Source organism: uncultured Thermomonas sp. (genome assembly GCF_937872235.1).
In the GTDB taxonomy this organism is placed as follows: Bacteria; Pseudomonadota; Gammaproteobacteria; order Xanthomonadales; family Xanthomonadaceae; genus Thermomonas; species Thermomonas beijingensis.
In genome coordinates this window covers 1-21,499 of record NZ_CALMPC010000102.1, presented here as the reverse complement: position 1 = coordinate 21,499, position 21,499 = coordinate 1, and the positions used below count along the sequence as shown (strand labels likewise).

General features: G+C 62.0%; 18 protein-coding genes and 1 tRNA gene. 9 read left to right on the top strand and 10 right to left on the bottom strand.

Annotated elements, in window-relative coordinates; translation table 11 throughout:
* Positions 1–84 precede the first annotated feature (84 nt).
* Together QWB57_RS09185 and plsB are read left to right on the top strand one after the other, a co-directional pair.
* The gene (locus tag QWB57_RS09185; protein ID WP_288969241.1) at positions 85–3,087 is read left to right on the top strand and encodes a TonB-dependent receptor; all 3,003 of its coding nucleotides are present in this window, start codon (positions 85–87) and stop codon (positions 3,085–3,087) included.
* A 140-nt stretch (positions 3,088–3,227) separates the two neighbouring features.
* On the top strand, positions 3,228–6,026 hold the full coding sequence (plsB, locus tag QWB57_RS09180) for a glycerol-3-phosphate 1-O-acyltransferase PlsB (RefSeq protein WP_288969256.1): 2,799 nt from the start codon (positions 3,228–3,230) through the stop codon (positions 6,024–6,026).
* 58 nt (positions 6,027–6,084) lie between these two features.
* On the opposite strand, the gene QWB57_RS09175 is transcribed toward plsB, so the two are convergent.
* From QWB57_RS09175 to glyQ, 3 genes are all read right to left on the bottom strand, one after another.
* Entirely contained in the window at positions 6,085–7,773 is a 1,689-nt protein-coding gene (locus QWB57_RS09175; RefSeq protein WP_288969239.1) for a hypothetical protein, read from the bottom strand.
* Positions 7,774–7,853: 80 nt separating this feature from the next.
* Positions 7,854–9,926, bottom strand: a complete 2,073-nt coding sequence (gene glyS / locus QWB57_RS09170) for a glycine--tRNA ligase subunit beta (protein ID WP_288969237.1) — start codon at positions 9,924–9,926, stop codon at positions 7,854–7,856.
* Positions 9,923–10,855: a glycine--tRNA ligase subunit alpha gene (gene glyQ / locus QWB57_RS09165; protein WP_288969235.1), complete on the bottom strand. Its 933-nt coding sequence runs from the start codon at positions 10,853–10,855 to the stop codon at positions 9,923–9,925. The genes glyS and glyQ overlap by 4 nt, the downstream gene beginning before the upstream one ends.
* 65 nt (positions 10,856–10,920) lie before the next feature.
* Between glyQ and QWB57_RS09160 the strand changes: the two genes are divergently transcribed.
* Both QWB57_RS09160 and QWB57_RS09155 read left to right on the top strand, forming a co-directional pair.
* A complete protein-coding gene (locus QWB57_RS09160) occupies positions 10,921–11,637 on the top strand; it encodes a glutamine amidotransferase (RefSeq protein ID WP_223629622.1) in 717 nt (238 codons plus the stop codon).
* A gap of 42 nt (positions 11,638–11,679) precedes the next feature.
* Positions 11,680–12,606, top strand: coding sequence for a DUF2189 domain-containing protein (locus tag QWB57_RS09155; RefSeq protein WP_288969233.1), 927 nt, complete (start codon positions 11,680–11,682; stop codon positions 12,604–12,606).
* Between the two features lie 5 nt (positions 12,607–12,611).
* Here QWB57_RS09155 and QWB57_RS09150 read toward each other — a convergent pair whose 3' ends face one another.
* The 5 genes from QWB57_RS09150 to QWB57_RS09130 all read right to left on the bottom strand — a co-directional run bounded on the left by QWB57_RS09150 (position 12,612) and on the right by QWB57_RS09130 (position 15,572).
* The gene (locus QWB57_RS09150; RefSeq protein ID WP_288969232.1) at positions 12,612–13,310 is read right to left on the bottom strand and encodes an RDD family protein; all 699 of its coding nucleotides are present in this window, start codon (positions 13,308–13,310) and stop codon (positions 12,612–12,614) included.
* Positions 13,297–14,049, bottom strand: coding sequence for a twin-arginine translocase subunit TatC (tatC, locus tag QWB57_RS09145; protein ID WP_223629601.1), 753 nt, complete (start codon positions 14,047–14,049; stop codon positions 13,297–13,299). The genes QWB57_RS09150 and tatC overlap by 14 nt, the downstream gene beginning before the upstream one ends.
* Entirely contained in the window at positions 14,042–14,410 is a 369-nt protein-coding gene (tatB, locus tag QWB57_RS09140; protein ID WP_223629602.1) for a Sec-independent protein translocase protein TatB, read from the bottom strand. The genes tatC and tatB overlap by 8 nt, the downstream gene beginning before the upstream one ends.
* Positions 14,411–14,425: 15 nt before the next feature.
* On the bottom strand, positions 14,426–14,647 hold the full coding sequence (tatA, locus tag QWB57_RS09135; RefSeq protein WP_223629603.1) for a Sec-independent protein translocase subunit TatA: 222 nt from the start codon (positions 14,645–14,647) through the stop codon (positions 14,426–14,428).
* 88 nt (positions 14,648–14,735) lie between these two features.
* Positions 14,736–15,572 carry a lipid-binding SYLF domain-containing protein gene (locus tag QWB57_RS09130; RefSeq protein WP_324296325.1) on the bottom strand — a complete coding sequence of 279 codons (837 nt, stop codon included), beginning with the start codon at positions 15,570–15,572 and terminating at the stop codon, positions 14,736–14,738.
* Positions 15,573–15,697: 125 nt separating this feature from the next.
* Between QWB57_RS09130 and hemH the strand changes: the two genes are divergently transcribed.
* Positions 15,698–16,645, top strand: a complete 948-nt coding sequence (gene hemH, locus QWB57_RS09125) for a ferrochelatase (RefSeq protein WP_288969230.1) — start codon at positions 15,698–15,700, stop codon at positions 16,643–16,645.
* A complete protein-coding gene (locus QWB57_RS09120; protein ID WP_288969228.1) occupies positions 16,645–17,499 on the top strand; it encodes an alpha/beta fold hydrolase in 855 nt (284 codons plus the stop codon). The genes hemH and QWB57_RS09120 overlap by 1 nt, the downstream gene beginning before the upstream one ends.
* Positions 17,500–17,511: 12 nt before the next feature.
* Here QWB57_RS09120 and QWB57_RS09115 read toward each other — a convergent pair whose 3' ends face one another.
* Both QWB57_RS09115 and QWB57_RS09110 read right to left on the bottom strand, forming a co-directional pair.
* A complete protein-coding gene (locus QWB57_RS09115; protein ID WP_223629606.1) occupies positions 17,512–18,021 on the bottom strand; it encodes a hypothetical protein in 510 nt (169 codons plus the stop codon).
* A 56-nt stretch (positions 18,022–18,077) separates the two neighbouring features.
* The gene (locus QWB57_RS09110) at positions 18,078–18,875 is read right to left on the bottom strand and encodes a SprT family zinc-dependent metalloprotease (protein ID WP_223629607.1); all 798 of its coding nucleotides are present in this window, start codon (positions 18,873–18,875) and stop codon (positions 18,078–18,080) included.
* A 63-nt stretch (positions 18,876–18,938) separates the two neighbouring features.
* On the opposite strand from QWB57_RS09110, the gene dtd reads away from it, so the two are divergent.
* From dtd to QWB57_RS09095, 3 genes are all read left to right on the top strand, one after another.
* Complete coding sequence (gene dtd, locus QWB57_RS09105; RefSeq protein ID WP_223629608.1) at positions 18,939–19,379, top strand: D-aminoacyl-tRNA deacylase; 441 nt, start codon at positions 18,939–18,941, stop codon at positions 19,377–19,379.
* Positions 19,380–19,493: 114 nt separating this feature from the next.
* Positions 19,494–21,341 carry an RNA polymerase sigma factor RpoD gene (gene rpoD, locus QWB57_RS09100; RefSeq protein ID WP_223629609.1) on the top strand — a complete coding sequence of 616 codons (1,848 nt, stop codon included), beginning with the start codon at positions 19,494–19,496 and terminating at the stop codon, positions 21,339–21,341.
* A 74-nt stretch (positions 21,342–21,415) separates the two neighbouring features.
* Positions 21,416–21,488: transfer RNA gene (locus QWB57_RS09095), tRNA-Ile, on the top strand.
* Positions 21,489–21,499 lie beyond the last annotated feature (11 nt).

Genomic DNA, 21,499 nt, shown 5'->3' with positions numbered 1-21,499 from the left:
ACATTTCTGTAACATATGTTAGCCTCCCCCATGTTGCCCAACGTCAGCAACGCAGCACAACACTCTTGAGGGGAGTCCAGAACCATGCAATTCAAAACCAACCGGCTGCGCGACGCAGTCGTCTTCGCACTGATCATTGGCAGCGGAATCGGCGCAGCGCAAGCGCAGAACGCGCCCGCAACCAGCGACAAGGACAGCAAGGCCAAGACCTTGGATACCTTGGTGGTGACCGGTTCGCGCATTCGCCAGGTCGATGTGGAAACCAGCCAGCCGGTAACCTTCATCACCCGCGACGACATCGAGAAGCAGGGCTTCCAATCGGTCGCCGACATCCTGCAAAACATCACCGCCACGGGTGCTCCGCCAATTTCGCGCGCTTCGCCGCTGTCCGCTGGCGAGGCGGCCGGCGGTACTTTCATCAGCCTGCGCAATATCGGTGCCGCGCGCACCTTGGTGCTCCTCAATGGTCGCCGCCTTGGTGTCACCACTGGCGGCTTGGCAGACATCTCCACCATCCCGGCGTCGGCAGTGGAGCGTATCGAAGTACTCAAGGATGGGGCGTCGGCAATCTACGGCTCGGATGCCATCGCCGGTGTGATCAACGTGATTACCCGCCAGAATTTCAATGGCGCCATGGCCAGCGTTTACTACGGCCAGTACGGCGAGGGCGACGGTGCGATCAAGAAGGGCGACGTGGTGTGGGGCATGGGCAATGACCGTGGCTCGATTGTGGTCTCTGGCGAATACCGCAAGGAAGATGGCGTGGGCGCAACCGACCGCTGGTTCACCCAAGACCCGCGCGGCCCGCTGCATCCGACCGATAACTGGACCACGGTGGGTGCCTATGGCGGCTTTGTCACCACCGCGTCCACGCCGATCCCGGGCATTCCTGCCGGGACTCGCGTCATCCTCAAAGCCGGCGGCGACCCACGTAACCCGGCCGATTACATACGCCAAAATGTGGCCACCGGCACCTGTGCAGGGGCAACCACCAGCACCGGTTGTACCCCAGGCAGCATTGCGGACAAGACCAATACCCTGGAGCAAACCGACCTGCGCACACCGCTGGAGTCGAAGTCGCTCAATATCGATGGCAACCTGAAGCTGACTGACGCCATCACCGCCAAGGTGGGCGTGTTGTACAGCAATCGCGTGTCCAACCGCACCGTGGCCGGTTACCCGATGCAGGCCGCTTCGTTCAATACACCGATGTCGGCACAGAGCTACTTCAACCCGACCGGGGCCACCATCAGCAACTGGTGGCGGCGGACGTGGGAAGTGCCGCGGATCTCCGGCTCTGATCTGACCACCTACCGCTTCTCGGCATCGCTGGAAGGCAGCTTCGAAGGCTTCAATGGCATGCCGTGGGATTGGGATGTCAGCTATATGCACAACAGCAACAAATTGCTGCAAAACACCTATGGCAATTTGAATCTGGCCAATGTGCGCAATGCGGTGGGCGCCTCGTTCAAGGATGCCAGCGGCAATGTGGTCTGCGGCACGCCGGGTAATGTGGTCGCTGGCTGCCAAGTCTGGAATCCCTTCCTGGCCTATGGCGTCACCGGTGCGGGCGCGCTGTCTGGCAACCAAGCCTTGCAGAACTACTTGTTCCAAGAAGAACATGCCACTGGCGAGACCACCACCAAGGTATGGGCCGTGAACTTGGCTGGCTCCTTGTTCAGCCTGCCAGCGGGCGAGCTCGGATTTGCGGTGGGTGCCGAATATCGCAATGAATCCGGCAAATTCGTGCCGGATGCCCTTGCAGTGACCGGCGGCTCCACCAATCTGTCGTCTGGCCCCACCCGTGGCGGTTACAACGTCAAGGAGTTCTACGCCGAGCTCTCCGCACCCTTGCTCAAGGATGTGGTCATGGCGAAGGAGCTGACGCTGAACCTGGCGTCGCGCTACTCCAAGTACAACACCTTCGGCAATACCACCAACAGCAAGCTGGGCTTTGTCTGGAAGCCGTTGGATCAGCTGATGTTGCGCGGTACCGTGGCCGAGGGCTTCCGCGCACCAACCATCGCTGACTTGTACGGCGGCAGCTCGGAAACGTTCTCGTTCTTCACCGATCCCTGCGACACCCTGTTTGGCAGCTCGGCGCAGAATGCCACCACCCGTGGCAACTGCACCAATGGTGTCGGTGGCAATGGTGCGCTGGGTGCGCTGGCCGCTACCTACCGTCAGCGCAGTCAGACTGGTCTGGCAGGCTCGCCCAACACGCAGACCCCCATTGCGTTCGTGAGCGGCTCCAACCCATTGCTGCAACCGGAAACGTCCAAGACCAAAACCTTGGGCGCGGTATGGAGTCCGCCGTGGGTTGAAAACCTGAACATGGCGTTGGATTGGTGGAAGATTCGTATCGAAAACACCATCGTGGCCGACAGCCCGGACTTGATCCTCAACGACTGCTATGTGCAGGGGATCGCATCGCGTTGCAATGCTGCTCTGTTCACCCGCGCTGCCGATGGCACCCCGCGCGTGACCTACGGTAGCCGCAATGCGGGCTATCGTCTGGTGGAAGGCTTCGACTTCGACATCAGCTACCGCTGGAGCTGGGCGGCCGTGGGTGACTTCCGGGTGACCTCGAACAGCACCTACACCTCGAAGGACATCCTGATCTCCACCAACGACCCGCGTTATCCGGTGTCCTCGGTGGGGGTGACCAGCACGTTCCGCATCCGTTCGAATGCCAACCTGAGCTGGGAACGCGGGATCTTCGGTGCCAGCTGGATGGTGCGTTATTACTCGTCGATGGCGGAAGGCTGCACCTACTTCGTCCCCGGCCTGAACGATCCGAATCTGGAATGCAACCAGATTCAATACGCACCCACCGGTGGTTTCGTAACCGGCACCACCACGCCGGCCAGCGCCATCCGTCGGCGCAATGTGCATGGCGCCACGGTGTTCAATGACCTGCAATTCCGGGTCAAGTTGCCGTGGGATGCCAACGTCTCGGTGGGCGCCAACAATGCGTTCAACAAGATCGGGCCGACCCTGTACACCCAGCCCAGCGCCAACGTGAACTACTACGGCGGCTTTGACATCGGGCGCTTCTGGTACGTCAAGTACACCCAGAAGTTCTGATCCGGCATTGCAAGGCCGCAAGACCAGGGCCGCCCTTCGGGGTGGCCCTTTTTGTCTGCCTTGAAACGTGACCTCCTCCGCACAAACGCGCCCTGCCGCGACCTCCCATAGCCGCCCCTTGGATGCGCCTCTCGGCCATAATGCGGGGGATGCCAAATCGTCAGCCCCCTCCGCAGGCCAACCTGTTTGACCCGCCCAATACCAACGACCCTGCGTCTGTGGCCGATGCGGCTGCACCGGAGGGCACCCTGCCGCGGGATGCGGCGCCGTTACCGCTGCCTGAATTTCTGACTGCGAAAGCCCCGCCCGCTACGGCCGCGCCGGTAACCGACGACACCGCAACCGCCAAGCCTGCAGCAATAACGGAGGCCTCGCCAACGCTGCCTGCGCCACCACTGCGCACCAGCAAGGTACGCGTGCCGTGGTGGGCACGGGGGCTGGGCGCGGTGCTGGATCCGTGGCTGCAGTTGGATATTGCGGCAGACTCGGTACGTGGCCATGAGGATCAACGCCCGATCTGCTATGTGCTGGAAGACTATGGCCTGTCCAACGCACTGATCTTGCAGCGTGCCTGCCGCGAGGCCGGGCTGCCGCTGCCGTTGCAACCGATCAGCGGTGATCCGCTGGGCCGCAAGCGTGCCTATGTTGCCCTGTCGCGCCGGCATGCCAATGCGTTGGGCCTGTTGCCCGGGGCCGAGCACAAGACCCATTCAGGCTCGCTGGCACGCTTGCTGCAGGCGCACCGAGACAAGCCGGCATTGGACGTGCAACTGGTGCCGGTGTCGATCTTCGTGGGGCAAGCCCCCAAGCGCAGCAGCGGCTGGTTCTCGGTGCTGTTCTCGGAAAACTGGACCTTGGTGGGGCGCTTCCGCCGCTTGCTGGCCATCCTGCTCAATGGGCGCGATACCTTGGTGCAGTTTGCGACACCGATGTCGATTCGCGAATCGCTGGCCGAAGAGCTGCCGCCCGAACGTGCCGTACGCAAGGTGTCGCGTGTCCTGCGTACCCATTTCCGGCGTGTGCGTGAAGTGGTGATTGGTCCGGATTTGTCCACCCGCCGCATGTTGTCCGAGCAAGTGTTATCGGCACCGCTGGTGAAGGACGCCATTGCCGATCAGGCGCGCCGCGACAACAGCAAGCCGGAGGAGGCATGGAAGAAAGCCAATGCCTATTTCTGGGAAATCGCCGCCGACTATTCCAACACCGTGGTGCGCTCGGTCAGCTTTTTGCTGACGCCGGTGTGGAACCGCATCTATCGCGGCGTGCTGGTGCATCACCTGGATAAATTCAAGCAGGAAGCACCGGGCCACGAAGTGGTATACGTGCCCAGCCACCGCAGCCACATGGATTACTTGCTGCTGAGTTATTTGTTGTATTCCCACGGCGTGGTGCCGCCGCATATTTTTGCCGGCATCAATCTCAATTTGCCGGTGGTCGGCAGCATCCTGCGCCGCAGCGGTGCGTTCTTTGCGCGACGCAGTTTCAAGGGTAACGCGCTGTATTCTGCGGTGTTCCGCGAATACATGGCGCAGTTGGTGGCCGGTGGTTATTCCATCGAGTATTTCATCGAGGGCGGGCGTTCACGCACCGGCCGCCTGTTGCAACCCAAGGGCGGCTCACTGGCGATGACGGTGCGCGCCTATCTGCGCCAGCCGACCCGGCCGATGCTGTTTCAGCCGGTGTATATCGGCTATGAAAAACTGATGGAAGGCCGCAGCTATCTGGATGAATTATCCGGCAAGCCGAAAGAAAAAGAATCGATTTGGCAGCTGATCACCGGCATTCCCAAAGTGCTGCGCAGCAATTACGGGCAAGTGGTAGTGAACTTTGGCGAGCGCATCCAATTGGCGGATGTCCTCGCGCAACACGCACCTGACTGGGATGGCCAGCCAGTCGCCGATGACGCAAAGCCGGCATGGTTTGCGCGCGTAGTGGATGCGCTGGCGCAGAAGATTCAGGTCAATGTCAATCGTGCCGCCGACGTCAACCCAATCAATCTGCTGGCATTGGCACTGTTGTCCACGCCCAAGCACGCGATGGGCGAAGCCGACCTGCTGGCGCAGATCGCGCTGTCGAAAACCTTGTTGGCGGACGTGGCGTATTCCGAATGGGTCACGGTAACGCCGCACACCCCGCAGCAAATCATTGCGCATGGCGAAGAAATTGGTCTGATTACCCGCACCCAACACCCACTGGGCGATGTGTTGGGTGTGGAAGGCGACCAAGCGGTGCTGTTGTCGTATTTCCGCAACAATGTGCTGCACCTGTTCACCGCCTCGTCGTGGATTGCGGTGTGCTTCCAGAACAACCGGCGCATGGGGCGGCGGCAATTGCAGCAAATCGGACGCAGCCTGTATCCGTTCTTGCAGGCCGAGCTGTTTTTGCCGTGGGATGCCGACACCTTTGCACAGCGCATCGACCGCACCATCGAGGTGTTCATCCACGAAGGCCTGCTGGAGCAAGTCAGCGAGGACGATGGCGGCATCTTGCAGCGCAATGCCGGTCAAAGTGACGAAGTGTTCCGCCTGCGCGCGCTCGGCCACACCTTGCAGCAAGCGTTCGAGCGCTATTACATCGCCATCAGCGTGCTGGTGAAAAACGGCCCCGGCGTGCTGGGTGCTGGCGAGCTGGAAAGCATGTGCCAGCTTGCCGCACAACGGCTATCGCTGCTGTACGCGCCGGCTGCACCCGAGTTCTTCGATAAAGCGCTGTTCCGCAGCTTCATCCAGCAACTGCGTGAGCTGAAACTGGTGTGGCCAAACCCCGACAGCAGCAAGTTGATGTTCGATGAGCGTCTCAACGCCTGGGCCAAGGATGCGCGCGTGGTGCTGGGCCGCGAATTACGCCACACCATCGAAAAAATCAGCCCGGATACAGGGCGAACGACTGGCGAACAGCCCGCATTGGCGGACGCCAGCCAAGCCAATATCGACGCCTGATGCAGACACAGACGGGGCCGAAGCCCCGTCATTGAACAGTGCCTGGAACAATGCAAAATCAGGGGGTGCCCCAGCAAGTGCGGGTGCCATCGTCACGCACCGCACAGCTTTGGTAGTACGACGCGCTGACATGTACAAAGCGCCCTGCCGGAGGTGACGCCTGGCCGTGGGAGTTGTCGCCCCAGCAGGCCAGCTCGCCGTTGTCGCGAATCGCACAGGCATGATCCTCGCCGGTTGCCAACGCCTTGAAGTAACCGGTGGGTACCGGCGTAGTGGTCATGGGCCCACCCCAGCAAACCACGCTGCCAGTGGAGCGCAGGCCGCAGCTGAACTGGCTGCCCTCGCCAATCGCCAACCAGCCACTCCCCGGAACATTGAGGGCGCCGCTGCCGTTGTTGCCCCAGCAACGTGCGCTGCCGTCATTGACGATGCCGCAGCCGTGGAAGCTGCCACGGCCGAGCTGGCGGTAGTAGGCACCGATGCCGATGGGCAGAATCGCAGGCATGTTTTGTCCGCTATTGTTCCAGCCCCAGCAGCCGAATCCTCCGTTCCCGCTCAGCGCACAGCCACCCAAACTTCCCACCCGCATGTCGGCATATTGACCAGTGGGCGGGCTAGCGCGGTTGCTGTCATTGAACCCCCAGCATGACAGCGCACCGGCCGCCGAGCGTGCACAGCTGTAGCCACCGCCGGCGCCAACATCGGCATAGCTACCGGCCGGTGGCGTTGCTTCACCGGAGCTGTTGGAGCCCGAGCACACCAGGCTGCCATCGGCACCCAGATCACAGGCATGCGTGGCACCGGCGGCAACGGTTCCCATCCCGAAGACTCCCTTCGGGGCAGTCGCCTGGCCCTTGTCGTTCCTGCCCCAGCACACAACGCGACCACCGGCGGTCAGTGCGCACGCATGGTAATAACCTGCGGTGAGTGCAACATAGGTGTTTACCCTGCTGATCGGCGGTGAAGCCTGGCCGAAGGTGTTATCGCCGCCACACACGATGCGTCCGTTGAGCGTCAACCCACAGGTGAAGTTCACGCCGGCTGCCAACGCCGTATAGACCTGGCCGGAAGGCAAATTGTTGTTCTGATTATTACCCCAGCAAAGCGCCGTGCCGTTCGCGCGCAGGCCGCAATTGTGATAGTAGCCCGATGTAATTGCGGTAAACCGTTCATTGGCGGGAACGTCGAGACTGCCTGCCAAATTGTCACCCCAGCAAGTCGCAACGCCCGCTGCAGTCAATGCGCATGAGTGTGCCCAGCCGGCCGTCACTGCGGCAAATGCAGCCTTGTTTGGTGGCGTTGCTTCGCCATGGCTATTGCTTCCCCAGCACAGCACGGTGCCATTGGAGCGCAAGCCGCAGGCATGGTCGCCGCCGGCCGCAATGGTGGTGAATGTTGCGCCTGCGGGAACCGCTTGTACGCTGCTGCTTCCACCCCAGCATTCGACGCTGCCATCAGAATGCAGGCCGCAGCCGAAGTTCTCACCCATCGTCACGGCAGTGAAGTTCCCCCGTGGGGGGGGCAGGGTTCCAAACCAATTATTGCCCCAGCACTGCGCCGCAGCCCGTTCATTCAGTGCGCACGTTGCGTCGCTGCCTGCCGCCAACGCCACCACCCGCCCGCGCCCGTCCGCAATGGCTCCGGCACTGGTTTGCGCCATCACCCCGCCAGAGCATAGCCCTGCAACCGTCAGAATCAGCCCGAACACGCTTGTGCGTGCCCGCCACACGTTTGCGCCCACGTTCATCACGCCATCCTCGTTGCCGACCCAGTGCCGGCTTCAACACAGTTATCGAGGTCTGGCGGTGAAAGCGGACAGCCGGTCACTCACACCGACAAGTGCTCGATCGCCGCCACGCTGCCCAAGCGTGCCGCGAGGCGCTGCAGCAGGGCCAAACGATTGGCGCGGATGGCGGGGTCTTCGGCATTGACCATCACCGCATCGAAGAACGCATCCACCGGTGCGCGCAGTTGCGCCAGCCGGGTCAGCACCGTCACGTAGTCGCCCTGCGCCAGCGCCAAGCCAGTATCGGCGTAGGCGGCCTCCACCGCTTCGGCCAGCGCCAGTTCGGCCGGTTCCTTGAGCAGCGCCGCGTCTTCCATCTGCGGAATCGCGATGTCGGCTTTTTTCAGGATATTGCCGATGCGTTTGTTGGCGGCGGCCAGTGCGCCGGCTTCCGGCAATTGCGCGAAGACACCGATCGCATCCACACGGCGGGCGAAGTCGGCCAGCGAGGCGGGCTTGCCTTCGGCCACCGCCGTGAAGTGCGCGGCCGGCACGCCGCGATCGGCGAAGTAGCCGCGCAGGCGGTCGAGGATGAAGTCGTAGAGTTCATGTGCATCGGCCTGCACGCCCTTGCCGGCCAACTGATTGTTGGCGGCAACCAGCAGCGCTTGCAGGTTCAGCTCGAACCCGGACTCGATGATGGTGCGCGCCAGCCCCAGCGCGTTGCGGCGCAGCGCGAACGGGTCCTTGTTGCCGGTCGGCTTCAGGCCCGCGGCAAAGCCACCGGCCAAGGTGTCCAACCGCTCCGCAATCGCCAGCACCTTGCCCAGCGTTGATGCCGCGATGTCGTCGGCGGCGAAGCGCGGGCGGTAGCCTTCGTCGATGGCCAACGCCACCTCGGACGTTTCGCCCGCACGTTGCGCGTAGTAGCGCCCGGCAATGCCCTGCAATTCCGGGAACTCATTCACCATGCGCGATTGCAAATCGTTTTTTGCCAACTGCGCTGCGCGCTGCGCCTGCACGGGGTCGGCACCCACTTGCGCCGCGATGGTTTCGGCCAGTGCCGCCACGCGCGCCACCTTGTCGGCCACGCTGCCGAGTTTGGCCTGATAGGTGACGGTGTTCAGGCCATCGCCCATCGCCGCCAGGCCTTGCTTCAAATCTTCATCGAAGAAGAATTTGGCATCGGCAAAGCGCGGGCGAATCACGCGCTCATAGCCTTTGCGGATTTCCGCAGGCGCTTTCGATTCGATATTGGCAATGCCGATGAAGTGCTCGGTCAGCCGGCCCTGCGCATCCAGCACCGGGAAGAACTTCTGGTTGCTCTCCATGGTTTCGATCAGCGCTTCCTGCGGCACACTCAGGAACTCGCGCTCGAATGCGCAAGCCACTGCCACCGGCCATTCGTTGAGGCACACCACCTGCTGCAAATTGTCGTCGGTGATGCGCGCACTGCCACCGGCGGTGTTGGCGGCAGCTTCGACTTCCGCCAGCACACGGTTGCGGCGCTCGTCCGGGTCCACCAATACATGCGCGGCGCGCAAGGCGTCGATGTAGTCGCCGGGGCGGGCAATCCACACCGCGCCTTCGTGCATGAAGCGATGACCACGGCTCATGCGGCCCGCGCTGATGCCCAGCACCGCGACGTCCACGATCTCATCGCCCAGCAGCGCCACCAGCCAATGCAGCGGCCGCGCAAACCCGTAGCTGTGCGCGCCCCAGCGCATCGGCTTGGGGATCGGCATCGCCGCCATCGCCTCGGCCAGCACGTCTTGCAACAGCGCACGGGTGGCCGCGCCGGCCGTGGTGGCGCGATGCACGAAGCGCTCGCCCTTGCTGTCGGTGGTTTTTTCCAGCGCCGTCCAGTCCACTCCGGCCTTGGCGGCAAAGCCCTGCAATGCCTTGGTCGGCTGGCCGTCGGCATCCAGCGCGATGTTCAGATACGGGCCCAACACTTCCGACGTTTGCGGCGGCTGCTGAGTGGCCACACCCGGCAGCAACACGGCCAGACGGCGCGGCGAATACAGCGGCTTGGCCAGTGTGCGGTCAATGCTGATACCGCGCTTGTCCAGCGCGGCGACCACGCCATCGAACAACGCCTGCGCCAAACCGGGCAGTGCCTTGACCGGAAGTTCTTCGGTGCCCAGTTCGATCAATAACGGCTGCATGCTCATGCCGTGGCCTCCGTGCTGGCAGTGGCTTTCTTCAACCCCGGAAACCCCAGCTTTTCACGCTGGGCGAAATAACTTTCAGCCACCGCCTGCGCCAGTTTGCGCACACGCAGGATGTAGCGCTGGCGTTCGGTGACCGAGATCGCGCGGCGCGCATCCAGCAGGTTGAAACTGTGGCTGGCCTTGGTCACTTGCTCATACGCCGGCAGTGGCAAGCCGGCCTCGACCAGCTTCAGCGCTTCCGCTTCGCAGGCATCGAAGCGGTGGAACATTTCTTCGACATTGGCGTGTTCAAAGTTGTAGGCGCTCTGTTCCACTTCGTTCTGGTGATAGACATCGCCATAACTCACTGGCGCACCGTCTGGGCCATATGTCCACACCAGGTCATAGACGTTGTCGCAGTTTTGCAAATACATGCACAGTCGTTCCAGCCCGTAGGTGATTTCCCCCAGTACCGGCCGGCATTCCAGGCCGCCGGCTTGCTGGAAGTAGGTGAACTGGGTCACTTCCATGCCGTTCAGCCACACTTCCCAACCCAGGCCCCACGCACCCAGCGTGGGCGATTCCCAGTTGTCTTCGACCAAGCGCAAATCGTGCACCAGCGGATCGATACCCAACTGTTTGAGCGAATCGAAATACAGCTCGACGATATTGTCGGGCGAGGGCTTCAGCGCCACCTGGTACTGGTAATAGCGCTGCAAGCGGTTGGGGTTTTCGCCATAACGGCCGTCGGTGGGGCGACGGCTGGGCTGCACGTAGGCGGCGTTCCACGGCTCCGGGCCGATCGAACGCAGGAAGGTGGCCGGGTGGAAGGTGCCGGCCCCCACTTCCAGGTCGAGTGGCTGGATCAGCACGCAGCCCTGCTCGGCCCAATAGGCGTTGAGGCGGGTGATGAGTGCTTGGAAGGTGATGGAAACGCGATGGGCAGTCATGTTGACCAGGTGCAACGGTGTGGCCAAGTAGTATAAATGCGCACACGCACCCACCTTGCGCTTTCCTGCCTATGCAACCGTTCCTGATTCTTGAAACCGGGCAACCCACGCCGTCGATGCGCCGTTATGGCAGCTTTGCACACTGGATCCGGGTGGCTGCCGGGCTGGCGCGGGATGCGGCGGTGGTGGTGGATGTGGAAGCCGGTCAAGCCTTGCCCACCCGCGCAGGCTTTGCCGGGGTGATTGTCACCGGTTCGGCGGCGATGGTGACCGAGCACCGTGACTGGAGCGAGCGCAGCGCCACCTGGCTGCACGAAGCCGCACACGCGGGGCTACCGCTATTGGGCATCTGCTACGGCCACCAATTGCTCGCGCATGCGCTGGGCGGGCAGGTAGGCAACAACCCAAATGGGCGGGAAATGGGCACGGTCGGCATCGACCTGCACCCGCAGGCGCACACCGACCCCTTGTTTGCTGGCCTGCCGGCGTGTTTTCCGGCACAAGCCACGCACCTGCAAAGCGTGCTGCAAGCCCCCGCTGGCGCCACCGTGTTGGCGCGCAATGCGCACGATGCCTGCCATGCGTTCCGCTGGGGCGAGCAAGTGTGGGGGCTGCAATTTCATCCCGAATTCAGCACCACCCATATGCGCGGCTATATCCATGCACGGCAGGACGCATTGACGCACGAAGGCCGTGATGCCAAGCAGCTGGCGCACGCGGTCAGTGCCGCCCCGCTGGCACGCAAAATCCTGCGCAGATTTGTCCGTCACGCGCGGCGTTGACGCGCACTCCGGTATCCTGTGCGCATCTTCTCGAGGCGCAGCATGGACATTCGCAGGTTGCCGGCCAGTCAGGGCTTGGTGTGGTTTCGGCAGGCAATTGATTTGGGTGCAAAAAATCCGCGCGCGGTGTTCGGGGCGGCGTTGTTGGCGATTGCCTCGTTATATACCGCGGCGTTGCTGATGGTCTTGGTCTTGGCCACGCTGATGCTGGGTGGCAAGGCGATTGGCAGCAACCCGGACTTGGGCGTGGTGATGGCGGTGGCATTGCCGTTGACGCTGGTGATCATGGTGTTGGTGCCGGTGCTGCTGGGTGGCCTGATGCATGTCATCCGTGAAACCGAAGCTGGCCGGTTGGTGCGCGCTCGTGATGTGTTTGTCCCGCTGCGCAGCGCGCAGGGGCGGCGTTTGGCGTGGCTGGGGTTGGTACAAGTGGTACTGGCGGTCATCGGCGGGCTGTTGATGATGGCGATTGCCGGTGGCGATTACTGGCACGACTACATGCAAGCCATGCAATCGGTGATGCAAGGCGCGGCACCGGTGTTGCCGGAGCCGCAGCATCCTGGCTTGCTGTTTTTGGTGCAGATGGCGTTCAACTACTTCAGCTATGCGCTGATGCTGTTTTCGATTCCGCTGATGCTGTTTTCCGGCTGCAATGTAAGCACGGCTCTGCGCCATGCACTGCGCGCATCGGTAATCAACCTGAGCGCGAATTTGCTGGTGGGCGTACTGTTCTTGGGTGCGTTGATGCTGGCTGCATTTGTGGTGCTGCTGGTGGCCGGCTTGCTGGGTGTGATCGGCAATCTGATTCACGCGGTGGTGGGTAGCTTGCTGATGATGTTGGCGATGGTGGGGTTTGCCGCGGTGGTACTGGTCCTGCTGGCGGGTGCCAGTTATCTGGCATGGCGCGATACCTTCAGTGATGCCGCGTCATCGCCGCCGGTCACGCACATTCACGGCTTCGAGGCCTGAGGCACTTACATCCCGCCAAGCGCGCCATCCAGCGCCGCCTGCATGGCACTTTGCATCCACGAGAACAGCCATAGGCAGGCGAACAAGCCTGCAGCCAGCTGCGCCCATAACCATGCTTTGGCCCAAGCGGGCAGCCCTGGTGAGTCTGCCAGTACACGCGTCCGGCTGAGGCGATCATGCAGCGCCAAATACGGCGCAAATGCAGCCAGCGCATGCCCAAGATTGAGGCTGATCCAGCTCAACCCGGCTGCCAAAAATCGCTGCATCGCGGTGCCCAGTGTCATTGCACCGCCGTCCACGCGCACTACCTGCAAGCCCAGCACGCGCTTGCCGGGCGTGGCTTGCCAATGCGAGCGTTCAAACCCGAGCGAATACACGCAGGCTAGCAGCGCATACAGCGCCGGTGGCAGCAGCAAGAGGGTGAAGAGCGCCGATTCGAGGCGGTCAATATCGGCCAGCAGGTGCGGATCGGACAGGCTTGCCAGCGCCATTGCCAGCGGGGTCTGTCCCTGCGCCAACGCGCTCTCCATCAGCTGGCCCATGCTTGCCGACAGTTGCCTGAAACTGGCAAGCGCTTCGCTCATGGCCCGTTGCAGGGGCGCGGCACCCAACAGCGCGATCCATGGCAACAGGCAAACGGCATCCAGCGACCACGCCGCATAGCGCATCCAGAACCGCGCAGGGGCGGGCTCAGGCAGAGGCACCATCGGCCTGCTTGCGCGGCGTCACGAATTTCGCCGCAATAATCCCGGCCTCGTACAACAGGCACATCGGGATCGCCAACATCAACTGGCTGACCACATCCGGTGGGGTCAATACGGCAGCCACGATAAAAATCCCGACGATGGCGTAACCACGACCTTCGCGCAGCTGCTCGGGTGTAACCCAGCCCAGCAGCGCCAAAATGACCAAGGCCACCGGCAATTCAAAGGCCAGGCCAAACGCCAAAAACAGCACCAGCACGAAATCCAGATAGGACGTGATATCGGTCATCATCGCCACCCCTGCTGGGGTGACCCGGGCCAAAAATCCAAACACCATCGGCAGCACGAGGTAATAGGCAAACGCGCAGCCGGCATAGAACAACAGCAATGCCGAGGACAACAACGGCAGCGCCAGGCGTTTTTCCCGCTTGTACAGCCCGGGTGCCACAAACGCCCATGCCTGATACAGCAGCCACGGCATCGACACCAGCAAAGCCACGAAGAACGCCAATTTCATTGGCGCAAAAAAGGGTGAGGCCACTTGGGTGGCGATCAACTGCCCGCCTTTGGGCAACTTGGCCAATAACGGTTGTGCCAAATAGCCATACAGCTTGTTGGCAAACGGCAGCAGGCCGGCCAGCACCACCAGCAGGCCAATACTGCCGCGCAGCAAGCGCAGGCGCAGCTCCAGCAGATGCGCAATCAGCGGTCGTTCGATATCGCTCCGGGCATCAGTCATCGTACTTGCCGGTGTCAGTGCGGGTGGCCGGGCCGGTGCTGGCCGGTACGTGCATGTGCTCAATGCCAGCTTCGCCGGTGTGCTCGCTCAGTTCCTGCAAGTGCGAGTGGGCGTCGTGCAGGCTGTCTTGCAACTGGCTGCGGGTATCAACCAATACCTGCCGGCCTTCTTGCAAGCTGCGTTTGAGTTCTTCACTGGCCAGTTCCTGCTCCAGCTCGGTACGCACCGAATGCCATTGCGCACGCGCACGGCGCACCCACAGACCGGCAAAGCGCGCCGCCTTGGGCAGGCGTTCGGGGCCCAGCACGACCAAGGCCACCAAGGCCACCACCAGCATTTCGCCTAGCGAAAAATCGAACATGCGCGTGCTGCGGGATTACTGCGCGGCGTTGTCGTGCTGCTTCTGTTCGGCCGATGCTGCCGACTTGTCTTCGCCTAGCCGTGCCTGCGGCTTGTCGCTATCGCCGTTCATGCCTTTCTTGAATTCGTTGACCGCATTGCCAAGATCGCGGGCGCCGGAGGTGAGCTTCTTGGTGCCAAACACCAATATCACGATGGCGAGCACGATCAACCAATGCCAAATGCTTAAACCGCCCATGATTGCGTGCCTTTGTTGAAATGGAGAATTCGAATGTTACCCGGACAACGCGCATACCCCAGTGCGCGTTGACCAGGATGTGACGATATTAGGGTTTGACCGCCGGCGCTGCCGAAGGTTGCGTGGCCGGTAGCGGGCTGGTGGTGGCGGGGGTGTGGCTATCCAGCGGCTGTACCGTGGCGGCACCAGGCTCGGCCACTGGAGCCGGTGGCGGGTTGGCGCGCTGGCGTGCATAGCGGGCGGCGGCGGTGGCTTCTTCCAAGGTGTCACGGAAGTGGGCCAATGTGGCGGAAGCGGCTTGCGGCGCACGGCCCTCGAAAATCATTCGCGGCGTGCTGCCTTCGCCATACGCGGTGCTATTGGCACCGTTATCGATCTGCAAGACCGCGCCATCCAGCGCAACGCCGGCAAACAGCCCGCGCGCGCGCGACCACGACCAGATTTCCGCCTTCATTGCGCCGTCGGTGGCGGCGGCGGCATTGCGGCCCACTGGGCCTGCGGCCACCCCGGCATCGGCACCCAAGGTGAATTTGCCATTGACGATATTGTCCAGCCCACGCTCACTGCGGAACACCAAAATCACATCGGCCGACTGCACCCCGGCCTGCAGGCCAAAACTGGCCCCGGTCAGTTTGACGAACACCGGGTTGGACCAGGTACCGTTGGCGGTTTTCACCGACATCAGGCCCAGTCCGCGGCGGCCGCCCAACATGAAGCCGGCCTTGATGGTATCGGGCACCACCACAATACCCTTGGCCTCATCCAACAGGCGGTCGGGGATGGAGGATTCGGGAATGGCCTGAATCTGCTTGACCACGCGTACGGCATCGTCAGCACGGGCGTCTTCGCGGGTGCCTGCGGCAACGCTGCCTGCAGCAATCAGAACGGCTAGGGCAAGGCTCAAACGGCGCGGGGTGGCGGGCATCGTGCTCTCCGTGGCGGCAGTGGGGGAAGGTTGCATCGTGGCGCGGCCGCCATGAATCAATGATAAGTCGGGACGACACCGTCTGCGGCGCATGCGATCCTATACGGATGCGCGATCAAACCTCCATGCCGACCCTGCTGCTGGTCAACCTCGGCACCCCTTCCGCACCCACGGCCCAAGCGGTGACGACGTATCTGGATGAATTCCTGTCCGATCGCCGGGTGGTGCAGTTGCCGCGCTGGCTGTGGCGGCCCTTGCTGCGCAAGCTCATCCTGCCCCGACGCAGCCCGGTGGTGGCGCACAAGTATGCCGAGATTTGGCTGCCCGGGGGGTCGCCGCTGGCGGTCTATACCGAGCAATTGGCCCACGCGGTGCAACAACGCTTGCCACAGTGGAAGGTGGTGCATGCGATGCGTTATGGCGCGCCAGCACTGGCTGATACGTTGCAACAACTGCAGGCCGAAGGCACATCCCAGCTGCGTGTGTTGCCGCTGTATCCGCAGTATTCCACCACCACCACTGCCAGCGTGGCCGATGCCATCGCCATGCACGCACGCGGCATGCAGGTGCAAATGCTGCATGACTACCATGCCGATGCGGGCTGGGCGCAGGCGATTGCAGCGTCGATTCGTGCGCATTGGGCAGCCCATGGCCGCGCCGAAAAATTGGTGTTGTCGTTTCATGGCATTCCGCAGCGGTTGGTGAACCAGGGCGATCCATATGCGGCCCATTGCGAGGGCAGCGCTACCGCAATTGCCAGTGCATTGGGGCTGCCGCGTACCGAGCTGCTGCTGACCTATCAATCCCGCTTTGGCCGCGAACGCTGGCTGCAGCCCTATACCTTGCCAACGCTGGAAGCACTTGCGCGCAATGGGGTAAAAAACGTGGATGTGGTCTGCCCCGGGTTTGCGGTGGATTGTCTGGAGACGCTGGAAGAAATCTCGATGCAAAATGCAGGTGCCTTCACCACTGCCGGTGGCCAAGCACTGCGCTATATCCCGTGCCTCAATGCCAGTGCCGCGCATGCCGAAGCGTTGGCGGCACTGGCCATCTCCGATTCGGGTTGGGCGTGATGCGCGAAGTCTTTTTCGATACCCCGCAAGGGCGCCTCAGCGCGCTGCGCAACCATGGGCACGGCAGGCCAGTGCTGGCCCTGCATGGCTGGCTGGATAATGCGGCCAGTTTTTTGCCGATGGCCGAATATCTGCAAGGTTTGGATCTGGTGGCACTGGATCTGCCCGGGCATGGCCACAGCCTGCACTTGCCCGTGGGCGGCGATTACAACTTCAACACTGCCATGATGGTGGTATTGGATGTGGCCGACGCACTTGGCTGGCAACAGTTTGATTTGCTGGGGCATTCGATGGGGGCTGGAATTGCCAGCCTGCTGGCGGCCGCCTGCCCCGAGCGGATTCGGCGCTTGGCGGTCATCGAGATGCTGGGCGCACTCAGCGAAGCACCGCAGCACACCGCCAAGCGCATGCGCGAAGCGCTGGCTGCCCAGCGCCAACGACAGTCACGCGGGTTGCGTGTGTTTCCCGATATCGATACCGCCGTGCAAGCGCGCCTGCATGCCAGCCGGGTACCAGGCAGTGGGCTGGATGCTGCCTTGCTGCGGCTGTTGGTCGAGCGCGGCGTGCGCGCAGTGGATGGGGGCTACGTTTGGAGCAGCGATTCGCGCCTGACCCAGCCCAGCCTGACCCGCATGACCTGCGAACAGGTGGACGATGTACTGGACGCCATCACCTGCCCCACATTGGCAATCTTCGCCACGCCCGCCCAGCCGTATCTTCCCGATGCCGAGCGGCAACGCCGTGTGCAGCGTTTGGCTCAGGGCCAGCTGTTGCTGTTGCCTGGTGGTCACCACCTGCATATGCAACAGCCAGCACACATCGCCGGCGCCGTGCACGCGTTCCTGCAGGGCTGACGCTGACTCAGCTTATTCGGCGGTGCCGGTGCGTATTGCCAATTGGGTGCCGCCATCATCGGCCTTGCCCAATTGATAGAAGGCTTGCCGCTTGTCCTTGCTGAACGCCAAGGTTGCGCCATCGCCGGTTTGCATCGCCACATCGCGCTTCCAGCCACCGGCTTGCATGCCCTTGTCGGTATCGGCATATACCGTGTTCAAGGCCTGCGTGGTGGACAAATTGACCATCTGCATGCCAGCCATATCCACCACGCTGGCCACTTTGTGATTGCTTGGCAAGATAATATCGGCGGGGAAGCTGGCCGGCAGCGTCACATTGCCGCCTGCATCAGCTGCAGTGACATTGACATCACCCTTTTCCGTCTTGATGGTCATCTTGTTGCCGTCTTTATCCATCTTCACCCCGGTGGCGTGTTCGATGGCGGCTTCAGTGGCCTTTTCAGCCGCTTTCTTGCAGGCAGGTAGCGCCATCACGCTGGCGATGACCAGCAGGCAAGGCAAGTAGCGAATGGAATTATTCATGGTATGCATTCCCCAAGATGCAGTGGCGTCTGTCATAGGGAACGCAGAGTGCACGTTTACCCGGCCAGCAACTGTCGCAGCCGACCTTTCAAGGCGCGACCTTCGCTGCGCAAATAGGCGCGTTCATCCCGCCACTGCGGGAAGCGTGCCCCCACGGCCTGCCAGAACTGCGGTGAATGATTGGCATGCAGCAGGTGGCAAAGTTCATGCACGACTACATATTCGAACGCAGACGGGCGTGCCAGCAGCAGGGCCAGATCCAGTGACAACGTGGCATCCGGGGCCAGCGAGCCCCACAACGTGCTGGGGCGCTTGAACACGATGCGTCGCGGCTGGCGCGGCAACTCGGGCAAGTAACGCGGCAACCAACGCCCCAGATCCGCCCGGCCCTGGGCTTCGTAAAAATCCCGCAGCGCACGCTGCAACGCGGCGGAGCCGGCCTGCGTCGACGCCTGACAACGCAGCGTGCCGGCGGCATCCAGTTGCACGCGGGTTACCCGCCCCAGTGCCCAATGCAAGGGCAGCTCGACCCCGCGCAACGGTAAGGTGGTGGTGACATCGCGACGCAGTGCCTCGCCGTAGGTGCAGGCATGCAGATGCAATTGCTGCGTCAGCCAGGCGTGGTGTTGCTGCAAAAAAGCATCGCCTTCCCGCAGGGTGGCGCGTAGCGGCAGGGTCAAACGCACGCCGCGCTCATCCACCGCCAGCTTGATCCGCTTGGCGCGCGGATCGCGCACGCGCAGCACCTCAATCGCAGCGCCACCGGCCAGGGTGACGGCAAGCATGTCGCGCTGGATGGCAGGCGGCGCGCGGGTGCTGCGCAGCGGTTGGAGTAAACGGAGCAGGGAGACCATGCACGCAGTGTAAGCAAGGCCACGCAGGCGTGCATGCGCGCAGAAGCGGCCTACACTGGCGACATGCTTGCCTTACTTCAACGTGTCACCGAAGCCGCCGTGCGCGTGGATGATGCCGTGGTGGGCGCGATTGGGCCGGGCTTGCTGGCACTGGTGGCGATCGAACCGGGGGATACCGAAGCGCAACTGCATCGGCTCGCCCAGCGCATGCTTGGTTATCGCATTTTCGAAGATGATGCCGGCAAGATGAATAGATCTTTGCCGGATATCGGCGGGAAATTGCTGTTGGTCAGTCAGTTCACCCTGGCCGCCGATACCCGCAGCGGCATGAGACCCAGCTTCACCACGGCCGCACCGCCGGCGGAGGCTGAACAGCGCTTTACCCAATTGCTGACCATTTGCCGGCAATTGCACCCGCCGGGGGTGGAAACCGGGAGGTTTGGTGCCCATATGGTGATCAGTCTGGTCAATGACGGGCCGGCAACCTTCCTGCTCCGCCCCTGACATCCCCCGACCACGCCGCCAGACCACGTTCAAGCGTACGCCTCCGCTGCGCAGTATAATGCTTGGTTCTCTTTGCTGCGTTACGCGCAAACCCTCACGACACGGTACCCGCCCATGGCCAACGAACGGCAGACAGCTCCGCAATCCGACATCAAGATCCTGATCAGCAAGGGTCTGGAACAGGGCTATCTGACTTATGCCGAAGTCAATGATCACCTGCCTGACGACATGGTCGATCCGGAGCAGATCGAAGACATCATCGGCATGATCAATGGCATGGGCATCGAGGTGCACGAAGCTGCGCCTGATGTCGAAACCATGTTGCTGGCCGGCCAGCAAGTGGGTGGCCGCGAAGTCGATGAAACCGCCGCCGAGGAAGCCGCTGCCGCGCTGACCTCGCTGGATGCCGAGGGTGGCCGCACCACCGACCCGGTGCGCATGTACATGCGCGAAATGGGCACGGTGGACTTGCTCACCCGCGAAGGCGAAATCGCGATTGCCAAGCGCATCGAAGAAGGCTTGTCGCAAATGAATGCCGCGCTGGCCAGCTTCCCGCTGTCGCCGCAGATGCTGCTGGAAGATTACGCGCTGCACAAGGCCGGCAAAAAGCGTTTGGCCGAAATTGTGGTCGGCTTCAATGATGGAGAGCCCGAGCCGGAAGTGGTACCGGTGGTGGACGAGGCCGATACCGAAATCGATGAAGACGAGGACACTGCCGACGGCGAAGCCGACGAGCCGGCACCCACCGGGCCAGATCCGGCGGAAGTGGCGGCACGCATGGAGGTCATGGCGGCGGCACATGCGCGCTTCCTGAAAGCGGTGGCCAAGGGCGGCCCCGAATCCAAGCCGGCACTAAAGGCGCGCGAAGAAATGGCCGAGGTGTTCGTCACCTTCAAGCTGCCGTTGCCATTGACCGATGTGCTGGTCAAGCAATTGCGCGATGTGGTCAATCAGGTCAAAGAACACGAGCGCCGCATCCTTGACATGGCCACCCGCGTGGCAAAAATGCCGCGCAAGGATTTCATCAAGGCCTGGGAAGGCAACCAAACCAATCTGGAATGGGTGGATGAGTTGCTCAAGCGCAAGCAGAAGTGGGGTTCGGCCCTGCGCGATGTGCGCGAAAAAATCATCAGCGAGCAAGAAGCCACCATTCAGATTGAAAAGACCATGCAGGTGACCCTGGTCGATCTCAAGGAGATCAACCGCGCTCTTTCTTACGGTGAAGCCAAGGCACGCAAAGCCAAGAAGGAAATGGTGGAAGCCAACCTGCGCCTGGTGATTTCGATTGCCAAGAAATACACCAACCGTGGCCTGCAATTTCTTGATTTGATCCAGGAAGGCAACATCGGCCTGATGAAGGCGGTGGACAAGTTCGAGCATCGTCGCGGCTTCAAGTTCTCGACCTATGCCACATGGTGGATTCGCCAGGCCATCACCCGCTCGATCGCCGACCAGGCGCGCACCATCCGCATCCCGGTGCACATGATCGAGACCATCAACAAGCTCAACCGCATCAGCCGCCAGATGCTCCAGCAATATGGCCGCGAGGCGACGCCGGAAGAGTTGGCGAAAGAAATGGACATGCCCGAGGACAAGATCCGCAAGGTCATGAAGATCGCCAAAGAACCCATTTCGATGGAAACCCCGATCGGTGACGATGAAGATTCCCACTTAGGTGATTTCATCGAAGACACCAATGTGATGTCGCCGGTGGAAGCCACCACCGACATCAACCTGATCGAAACCGTGCGCGACGTATTGGCCGGCCTGACCCCACGCGAAGCCAAAGTGCTGCGCATGCGCTTTGGTATCGACATGAACACCGACCACACCCTGGAAGAAGTGGGCAAACAGTTCGACGTGACGCGCGAGCGCATCCGCCAGATCGAAGCCAAAGCCCTGCGCAAACTGCGCCACCCCAGCCGCTCTGAAACCCTGCGCAGCTTCCTCGATATTGATTGAAGTTGCACAGTTGCGACACAGAAACCCGCCGTAATTGGCGGGTTTTTACTTGCCACGGTTACAATTTGCGCCACGGGCCTATAGCTCAATGGTTAGAGCAGAAGACTCATAATCTTTTGGTTCCAGGTTCGAGTCCTGGTGGGCCCAGTTCGACGCGT

What these genes read in the sequence shown, in the direction of transcription:
- rpoD (WP_223629609.1), top strand. Translation starts at nt 19,494, where the DNA reads ATGGCCAACGAACGGCAGACAGCTCCGCAATCCGACATCAAGATCCTG.
- QWB57_RS09155 (WP_288969233.1), top strand. Translation starts at nt 11,680, where the DNA reads ATGGACATTCGCAGGTTGCCGGCCAGTCAGGGCTTGGTGTGGTTTCGG.
- tatA (WP_223629603.1), bottom strand. Translation starts at nt 14,647, where the DNA reads ATGGGCGGTTTAAGCATTTGGCATTGGTTGATCGTGCTCGCCATCGTG.
- QWB57_RS09115 (WP_223629606.1), bottom strand. Translation starts at nt 18,021, where the DNA reads ATGAATAATTCCATTCGCTACTTGCCTTGCCTGCTGGTCATCGCCAGC.
- plsB (WP_288969256.1), top strand. Translation starts at nt 3,228, where the DNA reads ATGCGGGGGATGCCAAATCGTCAGCCCCCTCCGCAGGCCAACCTGTTT.
- dtd (WP_223629608.1), top strand. Translation starts at nt 18,939, where the DNA reads ATGCTTGCCTTACTTCAACGTGTCACCGAAGCCGCCGTGCGCGTGGAT.
- hemH (WP_288969230.1), top strand. Translation starts at nt 15,698, where the DNA reads ATGCCGACCCTGCTGCTGGTCAACCTCGGCACCCCTTCCGCACCCACG.
- QWB57_RS09185 (WP_288969241.1), top strand. Translation starts at nt 85, where the DNA reads ATGCAATTCAAAACCAACCGGCTGCGCGACGCAGTCGTCTTCGCACTG.
- QWB57_RS09120 (WP_288969228.1), top strand. Translation starts at nt 16,645, where the DNA reads ATGCGCGAAGTCTTTTTCGATACCCCGCAAGGGCGCCTCAGCGCGCTG.
- glyQ (WP_288969235.1), bottom strand. Translation starts at nt 10,855, where the DNA reads ATGACTGCCCATCGCGTTTCCATCACCTTCCAAGCACTCATCACCCGC.
- tatC (WP_223629601.1), bottom strand. Translation starts at nt 14,049, where the DNA reads ATGACTGATGCCCGGAGCGATATCGAACGACCGCTGATTGCGCATCTG.
- tatB (WP_223629602.1), bottom strand. Translation starts at nt 14,410, where the DNA reads ATGTTCGATTTTTCGCTAGGCGAAATGCTGGTGGTGGCCTTGGTGGCC.
- glyS (WP_288969237.1), bottom strand. Translation starts at nt 9,926, where the DNA reads ATGAGCATGCAGCCGTTATTGATCGAACTGGGCACCGAAGAACTTCCG.
- QWB57_RS09130 (WP_324296325.1), bottom strand. Translation starts at nt 15,572, where the DNA reads ATGCCCGCCACCCCGCGCCGTTTGAGCCTTGCCCTAGCCGTTCTGATT.
- QWB57_RS09175 (WP_288969239.1), bottom strand. Translation starts at nt 7,773, where the DNA reads ATGAACGTGGGCGCAAACGTGTGGCGGGCACGCACAAGCGTGTTCGGG.
- QWB57_RS09110 (WP_223629607.1), bottom strand. Translation starts at nt 18,875, where the DNA reads ATGGTCTCCCTGCTCCGTTTACTCCAACCGCTGCGCAGCACCCGCGCG.